The organism is Alteraurantiacibacter lauratis (assembly GCF_037154155.1).
Lineage (GTDB): Bacteria > Pseudomonadota > Alphaproteobacteria > Sphingomonadales > Sphingomonadaceae > Alteraurantiacibacter > Alteraurantiacibacter lauratis.
In genome coordinates this window covers 34,491-49,041 of the sequence record NZ_JBANRN010000009.1, presented here as the reverse complement: position 1 = coordinate 49,041, position 14,551 = coordinate 34,491, and the positions used below count along the sequence as shown (strand labels likewise).

The window sequence follows — 14,551 nt, the reverse complement described above, 5'->3', positions numbered from 1 at the left end:
CGCGGGCGATAGTCCAAGTCAGACGCCGGTATAGGGGAGCATTTGTGGCGACATTCACCTTGGAGATTGTGCAGGCTGTCAGCGATTGGCAGCGCGGTGGTGACCACAACACCAAGGTCAAGCGAGGCGCGGCGCTGAAAAAGGCATGTGCGGGACTGCCATCGTCATTCTGCACCTGGGACGGTCCCTGCTATCGCCAGGAAGCCCATAAGAAAGACCGTGTGTGGCAGCTCCTCGCGGACAACCGCCTCCCCGAAACAACCGCGGCGTGGACGACCGACCTCGGCATCGCCAAGACCTTCAAAGGCGGGGTGCCCCCCGAGGGGCTTCGCGGCGTGATCTTCAAGCTGCATCCACCGGCAGCTTCCGTCGTCGTCAATCTATCCGCGCTCTATACCGACGCTGACTTCCATGACGCCTGCGAACGCCACCGGGGTCAGATCCCCTATTACGGCGACGGCATCGGACGATATGGAGACAGTCAGAAGGAAGTCGTCCTCGAAATCGCCTCGTTGGATCAAGCGTCGATCCATGCCTATGGCGGCTATTCAAGTTCGCGCGAAGACCTCGCCGAGCTGTATTTCGGGCGCGTCCCTTCAGATGACGATCTGGCGGCCTTCGACCAACTTTGCGTTCAGGCGAATGTCGGCGCCGGCGCTTGGTGGTTGACCGAGACCGGCACGCAAGCCGTCCTCAAACGAATGGAGCCCCATGTGGCGCGGCTGAGGACGCAACGGCAGGCGACGACAGCCGCCCCAGCGCGATGACCCACAGTCCAGGCTCGCGGCCATCCCGGCCCAAGGCGTTTGACCTCCTCGCGTCGGTCGCCGCCTTCGCGCGCGACCAGCGGCTTGCCCTCAACGATCCCTCCCTGATTGAACGGTTTACCCACGATGCAGCGCAAAGGCTGCAAGAGGCTTTGGCCGACCCTGCGTTGATTCACGGATCGCGCACAGAGCGGCTGTTCGAGGCCACGGTCCTGAGCCTGGGCAAGTTCCACCTGCTCAAATCGGAGGATGCGGGTCGCGTTCATCCCCCTGGGGCCTACCGCGCGCCGGACTTCCGCATCGTTCTGAACGATGGCGACCAGTGGCTGGTCGAGGTGAAGAACGTGCGGTGCAAAGACCCTTTGCGTCAGCAGACGACCATGACCGCCGCCTATCTCGCCTCGCTCGAAGCCTATGCGGGCGCCGTGGGCTCGCCTTTGAAGATCGCGATATTCTGGTCGCTCTGGAGTATCTGGACCGTGATCTCGCCAGAGCGTTTCCGGCGTCCCGATGGCGGGCTTCGGATTGAGATGCAGGAGGCGCTAGTCGCAAACGAGTTCGGCCGGATCGGTGAAGTCATCATCATGACCAGGCCACCGCTGCGGCTCGTTCTCGGCGCGGCGACCGACATGCCCCGCACACTCAACGATGACGGCCTGGCCAATTTCGTCATTGGCTCCGCCAAGCTATTCAGCGGCGACACCGAGTTGGTCGATCCGAAGGACCGCAAACTCGCCGAGGTGCTGTTCCTTTATGGCGACTGGTCGGTCGAGGGGCCGTTCGCGATCATGGACGATGGGGGCATCGCGGGTGTCGAGTTCGTCTCGAATCCGGTTGAGCCATCGGACCAGGGATTTGACGGCATCGGCTGGGCGAGCCGAATCTTCACGCGCTTCTTTGCGCAGCAAACCGTCGATGGCGATCACGTCATCCAGCTCAACGGCGAAGCCGCGCCCGAGTGGTTCGCGCCCCTGGCCGAATGGGATTTCCCTAACAGCAAGCTGCCTCTTTGGCTCGGCAAGATCGAGCCATCCGCTTTGAAAACCGACGAGAGCGCCGGCGAATAGGCGCACCGGGCATCCGGTCTGAGATGGGCTGAAGCGATTTGGCGAAAGGCGACATCCAGCTCCAATCTCCGCGCGCACCATCCCCGCTCTTTGAGGCGTTACCCTTGGTCTGACGGATGGCCTGACGCCATCAACCCTGAAGGGTCCGCTACGCAAGCGTGCGGCCGCCAGGCTTCGCCTGTGCGGTGACTGCGGCCGTCCGCCCGACACTTCGGGCGCCTGTCGAGCGGGGATGGTCCCCACTCCGAAAGACAGGAGCCGGATCAATGTCCCTGAAAATCGCTCAGTCCCACGCATGGAACCTCGCCCGGACACTGATGACCTCCATCGTCGTCATCAGAATCGGCGACCGCCTGTTCGGTGTCGTCGAGGCGCGTGAGTTCGACGGCGACACCAGCAGCATCGTTCACGAATACGATCCCTTCGCGCGGTGATCGCCGCGCTCCGTCCGCCTTCGGCGCCGACGAACGCGCCGAAGGCGTTCCCCGTCAATTGGCAAGACGATACACCGGGCCGAGCGCCCCGCGAGCCTTCCTTATATAGCGCGGCAGGATCGCGGTCGGCGGGCGGGACCGATGCCGCCGTCTCGCGCGCCATTCCCTGATCGACAACCCGGCGGAAGACCAATCGAAGGAAAGGCCGCCGCTTCGCCGGCCTCCCGCGCCCCGGTTCGGAGATGGCGACGATAGTGGTCATGGTCGTCGCCGCCCGTCTGTGCGGACTTGCCCCGGCAGGCGGTCCACCCGTCGATGATCCCTTCGCCGCGGTCGTCGCCCTGCCGGTCCCTTGGGTAGTGAAACAGCGCGACCAGCACTTTCCCTTCCCGGCTCCTGACCGGCGAGCCTCGGCCTTGGCGGAGACGCTCGATCGGAGATCCCGGACACGGCCGTCCACGCCCGTCGAACACCCCCGCCGGCATGGCCGCATGGCAGCGAGGGTGAAGGGGACGGCGACGCCCAGGCGGCTTTCCGGGTTGATCGTGCCTCTGTCCCGCGAGGAACGCCATGTTCCGCACATCGCTCCGTGGCGCTTCGCCCGAGTGACTGCCCCTCCGACTGACTGATCCCCTAAGCCCGTTCGGTTTGCGCCAACAACCCCCGCGGCTCCGAACCGTGTTGGCGCTGAAGCGCCTGCCCGCACCACTTCGGGCCTTGGGGGCGAGTCTCCGCTGCGCGTCGATTGCAAGCGCCTCCCGCCGGTCTTGGCCGGGTCTCGTCGGAGGGACGGTCCCTCGGACTTGAAGCAACGGAGACTTAAAATGCAGAACATCGTCATCCTCGCCGGCAACATCGGCCAGAACCCGGAAAGCCGTTCCACCCAGGGCGGCACCCATATCACCCACTTCACCCTCGCCACCTCGCGCCCCCGCTATTCGGAGGGCAAGGTTCTCCGGGACGAGAACGGCTATCGCGTCCAGGACACCGAATGGCACCGCGTCACCGCCTTCAACGGCCTCGGCAAGACCATTCAGGAGCATTGCGAGAAGGGAATGAAGGTGCTGGTTCGCGGCCGCATCCACTACACCAAGTGGACCGACCAGCAGGGCATCGACCGCTACGGCTGCGAGATCATCGCCGAGACGGTGGACTTCCTCAGCCGGGGCAAGTCCGCACAGACGGGCGGCGACGCCTACAACGACATCGACGACGACGACATCCCGTTCTGAACCGAGGCGCGGAAGGCCCGGCGGCGCAAGCCGCCGGGCCTTCTTTCGTTGGTGTTTCCGCCCAAGTTGCGCTTATACCAAGACGACTATAATAGTCGTTTTCATGGCGAATGGCGCGTGGGTTGTGGAGGTGATCGTGCATGATCACTTCCCGCCAGGTGCGGGCCGCTCGCGCACTTCTTGGTTGGACGCAGGAGATGCTTGCAGACAAGGCCCTCGTAGCTCTGACCGCGCTCAAGCGGCTCGAATCAGAGAACGAACTGCCTGTGCGCGAAGATACCCGGCATCAGGTGGCCAAGGCGCTGGAGGCGGCGGGGATCGTGTTTCTCGATTCGGATCGGGGCCAGGGCGTGCTGCTGGTGAGCAATGCTCAGGGCGAATCGCGTAAGTAACACGCCGCTGCGCTTGCCGGATTATCCTGTCGTCATCATGGCGTCATAGCGAGCATGGTGTGATTACTTCCCTCCATTATGGTGTATGTTCCGTAAATTGGCGCGTGCAGGGGGCAATAGTCGAAGGCGGGACGAGGCGATGGCGATAGGCGCTTTCGAGGATCGCGCGCCCGACGCGCTGCATGTCACCGACTATGACGAGCGCCACCATCAGACCTATTGGCGCTTGCTCGACGCGGCGGCTGAGAACGCCGATTGGCGCGAGGCCGTCTGGATCATCTTCGGGATCGACCCGGCGGCCGAGCCGGAACGCGCGCGCATGGTCTATGACTCCCATCTCGCCCGCGCCCGATGGATGACCGAGACCGGCTACCGTCATTTCCTGCGTCCGTCCGGGTCGTAGAAGCCGATCCCGGCGACCCCGCGACGGCGCGGAAAAACCATCCAGAACGCTGACTTGAATCCGCTATGCGCCGGCCCGCTCGGCAGGGCTTCTCCGCAGTCTCGGGCTTGAGAACATCTCCTGACGCGCTCCGCAGAGGGCCATGCTTGGGAGGATTTCGATGCCGCCTGAGAAGGACTGGCGCGCGCCCCCGGACGAGGCCGGGAACGACGCGCTTGCTTATTCCGACATCGCCATCGGCTATCTCCGCCGCAACCCCCGCTATCGCGCCGACTATTCCCGCGCGCTCGGCCGCGTGAAGCGCGGCGCGATCACCGCCGACGAGGCGACCGCCGCCCTGGTCCGGCGCTGGGGCATCAGCTTCCACGCCGCGCCAGCTTCCGCTTTCGATCCCAGGCTCGCGGTCGCGCGACCCGACCTGTCGCCGGCCAGTATCGTCCTGGCGCCCGCGCTCGCAGGCATCGGCGCCGAATGTCTCGACATGAAGGCGCTGGGCGACGTTCGCGCGCGGATCAGGATCGGCGACTTCCTGCACGTCATTCTCGCCGACAGCGATGGCGACGAACATCTGTGCATGTGCGGTTCGTGCCAGGGACCGATGGCCGTGATGCTGCCGATCGGCCCCGATCCCTTCGCGCGCCTCGCAGCCGCCGAGCGCCTGTGCCGTCGCCTGAACGGCATGGCAGCAGGCCCGCCGGCGCTGCGCCCACCACCCTTCCGGCGCCGGCACCTTCTCACCCTCCTGCAAGTGCTCGACGGCCACCGTGCTGGCGCCACCCGCCGCGAGCTGGCCGCCGCGCTCATCGACGACGATGTGCGCGACTACAGCGCCGCCGAATGGGCCGACAGCCGCGAGCGCAAGCGCATCAACCGATGGATCGCCGAGGCCGTCGAGCTGCGCGACGGTGGCTACATCCGGCTGCTGCGCGGCGGCTGAGGGGGACATTTCCGACCCCCTTGCCGGTGTCCCTTCTTCGGCTGGGGGTGGTTTCGCCACCATCGCCTCCTGTCCGCCGGTCCCACTTTTCGGGGGCCGGCCATCATCAGGAGGATCATCATGGCCGAGCCTGTTGCCGCTGCCACGCCACGCTATCTCAAGACGCCCGATGCGGCGATCCATCTCGGTTTGTCGGCCCGGACGCTGGAAAAGCATCGCTGTTTCGGCACCGGCCCGGTGTTCCGCAGGCTCGGCGGCCGCATCGTCTATGCGATCGACGACCTTGACGCCTGGGCTGCGCTAGGCACGCGCCGCTCGACTTCCGATCCCGGCAACGGCGTGGTTCATCCGGCCAAGCGCCTGCCCGGCGATTGCGTGCGCCGCTGATCGTCACATGCGCACCGCACGCTCCCATTCCAGCCGGTCCAGCGTCGAGCGGACGCAGCTAGAGCTGTTCCGTTCCGTGCCCGGCGATCTTGCGCCGCGGGACGCGCAAGACTTGATGGCCTGGCCGTTCTTCAGCCTCGCCAAGACCAGGCGCGTCACACCCATCGACTTCCGCATGGGCGCGACATGGATCTCGGTCGAGGCCGTGCCCGAGCATGGCATGGCGACTATTTGGGACGCCGACGTGCTGATCTGGGCGGCGAGCCAGCTCATCGAGGCGCGTGACGCCGGGCGGCCGACCTCGCGCCTCATGGTGACGACGCCGCACGAGATTCTGGCGTTCACGCGGCGCGGGACCGGCAAGGCCAGCTACGAGCGGCTGAAGGCTGCGCTCGACCGGCTGCAATCCACCACCGTCGCCACCTCGATCCGGCAGGAGCATCAGCGCCGCCGCCATCGCTTCTCGTGGATCAACGAGTGGCGCGAGCTGGCGGACGCCAAAGGCCGGGCGCTCGGCATCGAGCTGATCTTGCCGGACTGGTTCTATGCCGGCGTGCTGGACCGCGCGCTCGTGTTGACGATCGACCGCGCCTATTTCGACCTGACCGGCGGGCTCGAACGCTGGCTCTATCGCATCGTGCGCAAGCATGGCGGCCGGCAGGAAGGCGGCTGGAGCTTCGACGTTCCGCACCTTCACGTCAAATCCGGCGTGCTCTCGCCGCTCCGCCGTTTCGCGTTCGAGCTGCGCGCCATCGTCGCGCGCCAACCGCTCCCCGGCTACGTCCTCACGCTCGAACACGCGCTCGGCCGCGACCGGCTGAACTTCGTTCCGATCCCCGTCGATCCGTTCGACGCCGCCATGCGCCGCGTCGGCCTCAAGCCTGTGGAGAACTGGCCATGAGGTTCGGACTATCGGGAACGGCCGGATTCGGACCATCAGGAACGCCGGACACGGACTATCGGGAACGCGCGGGCTTCGCAAACCCGCAGAAATCCTCGCGGAATCGTCCCCCCTCTAACGGTGCTAATAGAAAAGAATCCTTCGGATTCTTGCTAACGGCGCGCGCGGCTGTGGACAGCGCGGCCCCGTTCGAGGGCTCGGCGCTCGCTCGGCGGACGAGCCGCCGGCCTCGCACCGCACCCATCGCGACCCCCATCCCCGGAGACCTCCCATGATCGACGACCGGCCCCCGGCCGTGCGCGGCGGCGGCGCGTTCAGCGCGCTCGCCCGCGACGGCCTCACCCATGTCGAGCTGACCTGGATCGAGAAGAAGCTGGAGCACTGGATACGCTTCGGCCGCGTCGCCCAGGATCGCATCCTGACGCGCCGAACGCGCGTCGTCGGCTTCCGTCCGGGCGCCGTCTTCGCGTTCGTCCGCTGGGCGTCGAACGATTTCGGCACGATCGTCTCGCGCATCGACGTGGTGCGCGCGGTCGCGGCGAACGAGCCCTATACGACGCTGCCGTTCGTGCGGCCGGGCGGCGACATACTGCTCAAGATCGAGGGCTGGCCCAAAGTCCAGCAGGTGCTCGCTGCCATCGACGCGGTGGAGGCGGCCGGCGTCGATCCCTGCGACGCCGCGCCCGATCACTGGCGGCACGTCCACAACCGCATCGCCGCCGGCCATCAGCCGCGCCTCTACACGGTCGAGCGTCATAGCGCCTGGCTCAAGCGCCGGGAGATCGAAGGATGACGCGCCGCCGCTATGTCATGGCGACGGCCTTCGTCGCCTCGGCCTTCGCCGTGTCGTTCGTCGCCATCGCCATCGCCGATCCGCTCCCGCGCGTCATCTGGAACGCCAGCGCCAGCGCCCCGATCGGGCTCTACCGCATCCATCCCGACCGCGATCCGCCTACCGGCGCGCTGGTCGCTGTCGCGCCGCCCGAACGGCTGGCGCGCTGGCTCTCGGCGCGCGGCTATCTGCCCGAGGGCCTGCCGCTGCTGAAGCATGTCGCGGCGAAAGCCGGACAGCGCGTGTGCCGCAGCGGCGACGTAGTGAGCGTCGATGGCCGGCCCGTCGCCAGCGCCCGCGAGCGTGACGGCCGAGGCCGTCCGCTGCCGGTCTGGCAGGGCTGCCGGACGCTCGGTGCGGGCGAACTGTTGCTGCTCAATCCCGACCATCCCGACAGCCTGGACGGCCGCTATTTCGGCCCGCTTCCGGCCTCCGCCGTCATCGGCCGGGCGACGCCGCTGCACCTGCGCGCGCCTGCCGCACCGCCTTCACCCCCCAGCGAAAAGGAGATCGGCCATGCCGACCAATATCTTTGAACCTACCGGCGACGGCTATGCCGGGCGCATCCGGCTGTTCGGAATCAACGAGGCGATCGTGCTTGTCGCGCTCGATCCGACCGACACCGAAAACGCGCCCGACTATCGCATTCATCTCGACGACGAGGACGGCCCCGAAGTCGGCGGCGCGTGGAAACGGGTCGGCGAGCGCGCCGGCAACTACATCGCGCTGGAGATCGACAGCCCGCTCTTTTCGGCGGTGTTCCGGCCCGTCCTGTTCCGCGCCGACGACGATGGGCGGACGTTCAGGCTGTCGTGGAAACGGCCCCGGCCGCGCGAAGACCGGAGCTGATCGGTGGCTGCGCCTGTCCGATCATCACGCCATCCGGCGGTCGCGCTGGCGCTGCTCGCACTCACGGCGAGCGCGCCGGCGACGGTCTTCTCGACACCCGCCCAGGCGCAGACCGCCACATCGTCCGCTGGCGCTGCGATCGGTCGGCATGTCGCCGACGCGGCGCAGCGGTTCGGTCTCCCGGAGGCATGGATATGGGCCGTCATGCGCGTCGAGAGCAACGGCGACGTGCGCGCCGTTTCGTCTGCTGGCGCGCGGGGTCTCATGCAGATCATGCCCGCCACATGGACCGGGCTGCGCGCTCGCTATCGCCTCGGGCGCGATCCCTTCGACCCCCGCGACAACATCATGGCGGGCACGGCTTACCTGCGCGAAATGCACGACCGCTACGGCAACGTGACGGCGATGCTGGCCGCCTACAACGCGGGGCCGGGCCGCTATGACGAGCACCTGTCGCGCGGCCGTCCGCTGCCCGCCGAGACGCGCGCCTATCTCGCAAAGCTGGCGTCGATCACCGGCGGGGCGGGCGACACCCAGCTTGCCGCCGCGCCACCGTCCGATCCCCACGCCTGGCGTCGTGCGGCGCTGTTCCCGGTGCGCTCGGACGCCGCTTCGGATCGCGGTGCAGGCGCCGAAAGCGGGGCCGCGCCCACGCCGTCCGAACGTCTGCCGGCCGACCGCTCCTCCGTCGCGATGGCCGCCGTCGCCTCGCCTTCGCTCGGCCTGTTCGTCCCTCTGTCCGGCGAGCGGCCCCGATGAGCGGCCCCGGCGCGCTGTGGCGGGTTCCCTCGCAGCCTTTCGCAGCGTCGGAAGGGGGCAAGGCTTTGATTTTGAAGGGGGAAGGCCGAGGGCAAGATAAAGGGCGGCAATGTGCGAAGCCATTTTGCCCCGGTCGTAGCCTTGTTTCCCAAGGCTTTTGGGCATTGCTGCGCAATGTGCGCGCGAACCGCGCAATGTGCGGCGACCGCCGAAAGCCAGCAAGCATCGGGCTTTGCCGCACATTGCGGAGCGTCGCGCCATGATGCGCGACGACGATTTCCGCATCCGGCCTGGCCGCGTCCGCTCACGGGGAAGCCAGCGCGCGCTGCCGATCATCGTCCAGGCGCTTGCCGCCGCCCAGCGCGCCGGAGGCCATGTCTCACGCCGGGGCCGGATCATCGCGCCGGGGCGCTCGACCTTCGGGCGCGGCCGGGTCGCCAGCCTCCGCGCGACCCATCGGCTTGGCCACCGCTCGCGCCAGGTCGTCGTCAAGGCGCGTGTCGTCCGGCATGGCGGCCGCGCCTCGCTCGCGGCCCACCTCAACTATCTGCAACGCGATGGCGTCACCCGCGACGGCGAGCGGGGCGTGCTGTTCGGCGCCGATGCAGACGCGCTCGACCGCAACGAGTTTGCGGCGCGCTGCGAAGACGACCGCCATCATTTTCGTTTCATCGTCTCCCCCGAGGACGCCGAGCAGATGCGCGACCTCAAGGGGTTCACCCGCGATCTGATGACGCGGATGGAAGCGGACCTCGGCACCCACCTCGACTGGCGGGCCGTCGAGCACTGGAACACCGACAATCCCCACGTCCACATCATCGTGCGCGGCGTCGCCGAGGACGGGCAGAACCTCGTTATCTCCCGCGACTATATCCGCGAAGGGATGCGGGCGCAGGCGCGCGAGATCGTCACGCGCGAGCTGGGCCTGCGCAGCGACCTCGAAATTCGGCAGTCGCTGGAGCGGCAGGTCGAGGCCGAACGCTGGACCGAGATTGACCGCGACCTGTCGCGCACCATGCAGCGCGACGGCCTTATCGACATGGCGCCCGAACCGGGCGTGCGGCCGGACGGCGACCATGTGCTGAGAATGGGGCGGCTGCGCAAGCTGGAGCGGCTCGGCCTCGCCAGCCAGATCGGCCCCGGCCAGTGGACCCTTGCGGGCGATGCGCAGACGGCCTTGCGCGAGCTGGGCGAGCGCGGTGACATCATCAAGCGGATGCACCAAGCCATGACCGATCGTGGCATCGACCGGGGCGCCGCCAGCTATGTGCTCGAACCCGATCCCGCCCAGCCCGTCATTGGCAGGCTGGTCGATCGCGGACTCCATGACGAGTTGACCGGCAAAGCCTATGCGATCGTGGACGGGATCGACGGGCGCACCCACCACGTCCAGCTTCCCGACATCGAGGCGACCGGCGATTGCAAGCCCGGCGCGATCGTCGAGCTGCGCCGCTTCGAGGACCGAAGGGGCCGGCAGCGGGTGGCATTGGCCGTGCGCTCGGACGTGGACCTTGATGCACAGGTCCGCGCGCCGGGGGCCACTTGGCTCGACCGCCGCAACCTGTCGAGCGACGGCCGCGACCTGGGCGGCGGCTTCGGAACCGAGGTGCGCGCCGCGATGGAGGCCCGCGCCGAGCATCTGGCCGACGAAGGGCTGGCGCGACGGCAGGGCCAGCGCATCATCTTCGCGCGCAACCTCCTCGACACGCTGAGGCGACGCGAACTGGACGCGGCCGCCAGCGAACTGTCGGCCGAGATCGGCCTGCCGCACACACCTTCCAAGGCCGGCGAATATGTCGCGGGCACCGTGCGCCAGCGCCTGACGCTCGCCTCGGGCCGCTTCGCCATGATCGACGACGGCCTGGGCTTCCAGCTCGTGCCCTGGTCCCCCTCGCTCGACCGCCAGATCGGCAAGCACATCTCCGGCGTCATGCGCGGCGATGGCGGCGTGGACTGGTCGTTCGGGCGCGGCCGGGGGCTGGGGCTGTAGTGGAGGGTTTTGGGCCGAAAGGTGAATGTTCAGTCGCAATTATCAAGCCGTGCCAAGCAGCTTTTGGCACCGGCATGCGCGCCTTTCGCGGCCGATTTGGTCATCTGTCGCGATCGTTAGCGGCGGGAGTAGCGGTGCGGAAGCGCCGGGCCGCTGCTCTTTGAGTTCGAGCTGATATTCAAGTCGCCGCTCCAAGCCTGAAATCATGTAGAGCGTTTCCGCGACGATCGACATCAGCTACTAGTTGCGGATGCTAAACGATGCGCCACAACATGCGGGCGACGCACCGCATATTCGCCTTCTGTCTATTCGAAGGTTCAGGGGGATTAAGGAGCTTGTTTGGCGACCCGGTCGTGGTGTCAACGTGCTGCTTGGCGGCGGCGATGTCGGCAAGACCACCATTCTTGAGGCCATCGCGCTTCTCCTGAATCCAACCAACGCCAGCACCTTGTCGGATGCCGACTATTGGCAGCGCCGTTATGAAGAAGGGTTTGAGATCGGCGCGATCATGTCGCTGCCGCTGTCATGCGGGATTGCTGAACAGCGCAAGACCGTCTGGCCGTGGGAATGGAATGGCAAGACCGCCAAGGTGCCGGACCTTGAGCAAAACGACGGCCATCCGGCAGAGCCTGTCTTTTGCCTGCGCGTGACCGGCACCGCCGACTTTGAGCTGCAACATGAAATCTTCCAGCCCGACGAAACCGCCGATCATTTCCCGGTGTCGGTGCGCCGGAACATTGGCCTTGTCCGGTTGAGCGGCGACGACCGCAACGACCGTGACCTCCGGTTGATCCAAGGCTCTGCCCTCGAACGATTGTTGAGCGACAAGACGCTTCGCTCGCGGCTCGGCAATGAAATCGCCAAGACCGATGTGAAAGGCGTTCTCCAGGACAATGCCAAAGATGCCTTGGGCAATTTGGACGAGCGGTTCAGTAAGCGCGCACTTCCGACTGATCTGAGTCTCGGTCTGGTCGGTGGGCCGGGTTTCTCTCTCAATGCGCTGATCGGCCTGACCGCGACGAAGGATGGCACGATGCTGCCGCTATCGAGCTGGGGCGCTGGAACGCGGCGTCTTGCGGCCTTGGAAGTCGCAGCCGCCCATCATGCCGAGCATCCAATCATGGTCGTCGATGAAATCGAGCGAGGCCTGGAATCTTATCGTCAGCGATTGTTGATGGAGGAGCTGGTCGCGCGGCCATCGCAGGTTTTCGTGACAACGCACAGTGCGCCCGCCGTGAACGCGGCGGTCGGCGCGAGCCTTTGGTATGTCGACGCGGGTGGCGCGGTCGGCGAGTTGCCAGCCTCAGTTGGTCCGCAGCAGAAGCGCGACCCTGAAACCTTCTTGGCGCGCGTCGCCGTCATTGCCGAAGGTGCTACAGAAGTTGGCTTTGTCACCACGCTCATAAATCGGAGCCTTGGCGAGGACATGCGCCGCTATGGGATTTGGGTCAGCGACGGCGGCAGCAATTCCGAAGCGCTGACCGTCCTAAGGGGTTTGGCGAATAGCGGCCTGAAGGTCGCAGGCTTTGCCGATAACGAGGGCACACAGACCGGGCTTTGGCAGGAAGTGAAGGACAAGCTTGGCGATCTTTTGATGCGATGGCCGAACGGTTGCTTAGAGACGAACTTCATACCCTTGCTGGAGGACAATCAGATCGAGGCGTTCATCCGCGATCCGGACGGCGACTATGGCGAGCGGATGCGGACCTTGGCGGATCGGGCGGGCACGCAGGAAAAAACACTTGCCGTGATCCAGGCGGCCACGGACAACCTCCGGCAGCTTATGATGGATGCCGCCTGCGGTTGCGTGACCGCTGACTTGGCCCCCGAGATCAAGAAGGCGTGGCGGAACCACGGGCAACGGTGGTTCAAATCCTACGCTGGTGGGGTCGAACTTGCCGACAAGATGTTTGCGCTCGGCCTTTGGCCCAAGTTGCAAGATCAGCTTCTGCCCTTCGTGAATGCCGTTCGGACGGCCATCGGCCTGCCAACAGTGCAAACGGTGGATTGATGAGCGACGAGTCCGTTGCCGAAGCACTCCGGTCCACCGCTGCCCTGATCGTCGTCGAAGCGCCCGGCGGCTGCGGTAAGACCTTCCAGGGCGCGAGCTACGCGCGGGACGTGGCCCCAACGCTTGGCAATGGACGGCTCCTCATTCTGACCCACACCAATGCGGCTTGCGATGTATTTGCCGCGCGAACGCGCGGCCTAGATCGCGGAGTCGAAATCCGCACGATCGACGGCCTGATCGGTGAAATCGCCGGAGCCTATCACAAGGCCCTCGACTTGCCCGCCGATGTTGGCGCTTGGGCGAGGCGGGAGGCTAACGGCTACGCCGTCCTTGGCGCCAAAACAGCTACACTTCTTGCCGGCCATCCGATGATCTCCACGATCCTAGCGCACAGGTATCCGGTGATCGTCTGTGACGAACATCAGGACGCCAGCGCCGATCAGCACGCCGTTGTCATGGCGCTTCATTCGGCCGGTGCCTTGCTCCGTGTCTTTGCCGATCCGATGCAACAGATATTCAACGGCACTCAAGCCGAAGCCGCCGCCGCCGAGCAAAGATGGACGGACCTCAAGAATGCCGCCGATCGCTTGGAAGAGCTGGACCAGCCGCACCGTTGGGCAAACACACAGCCTGCGCTTGGCGCATGGATTTTGGCTGCGCGTGCGACATTACGCGACGGCGGCCAGATCGACCTGACTGGCAACCTTCCGGCAGGCCTGACCGTCCACTATGCCGATAACACCGCTCCCGTGCATGGTGGGTTCAATGTTGCGAACAATCTTCGGCAACCGATCTACGCCCGCGCTAACGGGGCGGCCGGGCTACTTGTCCTGACATCGCAAAACGCGACTGTCACCGCGCTTCGCGCATTCTTCGGGAGAAGGCTGCCGATATGGGAAGGTCATGTCCGGGAAGGCCTTGCGGGCCTCGTTTCCAATGCGAACGCAAACGCCGGAAATCCTGCCGAGCTGGCGGCGGGGATCGTGACCTTCATGAAAGCAGTGGCAACCGGATTTTCACCTACGGCGTTTGGCAACCGCTTCGTGACCGAAGCCCAAAACGGCTGCACTGCGAATTGCATCGGCAAGCCGTTCCACCTCCAATCAATGGCGAGGCATATCGTCGATAGCCCAGATCATAGGGGCGTCAGCCGGGCGCTGGCGCATTTACGAAATTTGGTAGCGAACGAACAGGTGTTCGCCGATGTGCGCGTCCATCACGCACGCGAGTTTGCCGAGGCGATCCAGCTCTCGAAATTCGACGACGCAGACGAGGGGTTTGCCGAAATTGCCCGGCGCCGCACCCACTCCAGACCCCAGCTTCCACGTAAGGCAATCAGCACGATTCACAAGGCGAAGGGGCTGGAATTTGAAAACGTCATGCTGCTGCCATGCGATGCCGGGAACTTCAGTCATACCCGCGCTGCCAGGGCTAAGCTCTATGTTGCCCTAAGTCGGGCCACGCAAAACCTCATGCTAGTTGTGTCACAAGGGCAGCCCAGCCCACTATTCATAATATAACGCCATTGCTTGTTCGGGTGTGCCAATCAAACGGCCGCTTCGGAGATTGACAAAGTTACCGCAGAGCGTC

Annotated in this window: 16 protein-coding genes; all 16 read left to right on the top strand. The window is 65.8% G+C overall.

Features of this window, described 5'->3' with window-relative positions:
• Window positions 1–44: 44 nt before the first annotated feature.
• The 16 genes from WFP39_RS09625 (at window position 45) to WFP39_RS09550 (ending at window position 14,481) form a co-directional block, all read left to right on the top strand.
• Entirely contained in the window at window positions 45–767 is a 723-nt protein-coding gene (locus WFP39_RS09625; RefSeq protein WP_336919294.1) for a hypothetical protein, read from the top strand.
• Window positions 764–1,834, top strand: a complete 1,071-nt coding sequence (locus WFP39_RS09620) for a hypothetical protein (protein ID WP_336919293.1) — start codon at window positions 764–766, stop codon at window positions 1,832–1,834. The genes WFP39_RS09625 and WFP39_RS09620 overlap by 4 nt, the downstream gene beginning before the upstream one ends.
• Window positions 1,835–2,100: 266 nt before the next feature.
• Entirely contained in the window at window positions 2,101–2,268 is a 168-nt protein-coding gene (locus WFP39_RS09615; RefSeq protein WP_336919292.1) for a hypothetical protein, read from the top strand.
• An 824-nt stretch (window positions 2,269–3,092) separates the two neighbouring features.
• The gene (locus tag WFP39_RS09610) at window positions 3,093–3,500 is read left to right on the top strand and encodes a single-stranded DNA-binding protein (RefSeq protein WP_336919291.1); all 408 of its coding nucleotides are present in this window, start codon (window positions 3,093–3,095) and stop codon (window positions 3,498–3,500) included.
• Between the two features lie 140 nt (window positions 3,501–3,640).
• Window positions 3,641–3,892 carry a helix-turn-helix domain-containing protein gene (locus tag WFP39_RS09605; protein ID WP_336919290.1) on the top strand — a complete coding sequence of 84 codons (252 nt, stop codon included), beginning with the start codon at window positions 3,641–3,643 and terminating at the stop codon, window positions 3,890–3,892.
• A gap of 139 nt (window positions 3,893–4,031) precedes the next feature.
• A complete protein-coding gene (locus WFP39_RS09600) occupies window positions 4,032–4,295 on the top strand; it encodes a DNA -binding domain-containing protein (RefSeq protein ID WP_336919288.1) in 264 nt (87 codons plus the stop codon).
• 142 nt (window positions 4,296–4,437) lie between these two features.
• Window positions 4,438–5,232 (top strand): DUF2285 domain-containing protein, encoded by a 795-nt coding sequence (locus WFP39_RS09595; protein WP_336919287.1) that lies wholly within the window; start codon window positions 4,438–4,440, stop codon window positions 5,230–5,232.
• A 120-nt stretch (window positions 5,233–5,352) separates the two neighbouring features.
• The gene (locus tag WFP39_RS09590; protein ID WP_336919286.1) at window positions 5,353–5,619 is read left to right on the top strand and encodes a helix-turn-helix transcriptional regulator; all 267 of its coding nucleotides are present in this window, start codon (window positions 5,353–5,355) and stop codon (window positions 5,617–5,619) included.
• A 7-nt stretch (window positions 5,620–5,626) separates the two neighbouring features.
• On the top strand, window positions 5,627–6,520 hold the full coding sequence (locus WFP39_RS09585) for a replication initiator protein A (protein ID WP_336919285.1): 894 nt from the start codon (window positions 5,627–5,629) through the stop codon (window positions 6,518–6,520).
• Window positions 6,521–6,791: 271 nt separating this feature from the next.
• Window positions 6,792–7,313, top strand: a complete 522-nt coding sequence (locus WFP39_RS09580) for a DUF2840 domain-containing protein (protein ID WP_336919283.1) — start codon at window positions 6,792–6,794, stop codon at window positions 7,311–7,313.
• The gene (locus tag WFP39_RS09575; RefSeq protein ID WP_336919282.1) at window positions 7,310–7,888 is read left to right on the top strand and encodes a S26 family signal peptidase; all 579 of its coding nucleotides are present in this window, start codon (window positions 7,310–7,312) and stop codon (window positions 7,886–7,888) included. The genes WFP39_RS09580 and WFP39_RS09575 overlap by 4 nt, the downstream gene beginning before the upstream one ends.
• Complete coding sequence (locus WFP39_RS09570; protein ID WP_336919280.1) at window positions 7,869–8,201, top strand: DUF736 domain-containing protein; 333 nt, start codon at window positions 7,869–7,871, stop codon at window positions 8,199–8,201. The genes WFP39_RS09575 and WFP39_RS09570 overlap by 20 nt, the downstream gene beginning before the upstream one ends.
• 3 nt (window positions 8,202–8,204) lie before the next feature.
• Window positions 8,205–8,960 (top strand): lytic transglycosylase domain-containing protein, encoded by a 756-nt coding sequence (locus tag WFP39_RS09565; RefSeq protein ID WP_336919279.1) that lies wholly within the window; start codon window positions 8,205–8,207, stop codon window positions 8,958–8,960.
• A 259-nt stretch (window positions 8,961–9,219) separates the two neighbouring features.
• Complete coding sequence (locus WFP39_RS09560; RefSeq protein WP_336919278.1) at window positions 9,220–10,950, top strand: relaxase/mobilization nuclease domain-containing protein; 1,731 nt, start codon at window positions 9,220–9,222, stop codon at window positions 10,948–10,950.
• Window positions 10,951–11,200: 250 nt separating this feature from the next.
• Window positions 11,201–12,961, top strand: coding sequence for an ATP-dependent nuclease (locus WFP39_RS09555; protein ID WP_336919277.1), 1,761 nt, complete (start codon window positions 11,201–11,203; stop codon window positions 12,959–12,961).
• The gene (locus WFP39_RS09550) at window positions 12,961–14,481 is read left to right on the top strand and encodes an ATP-binding domain-containing protein (protein WP_336919385.1); all 1,521 of its coding nucleotides are present in this window, start codon (window positions 12,961–12,963) and stop codon (window positions 14,479–14,481) included. The genes WFP39_RS09555 and WFP39_RS09550 overlap by 1 nt, the downstream gene beginning before the upstream one ends.
• Window positions 14,482–14,551: the final 70 nt, after the last annotated feature.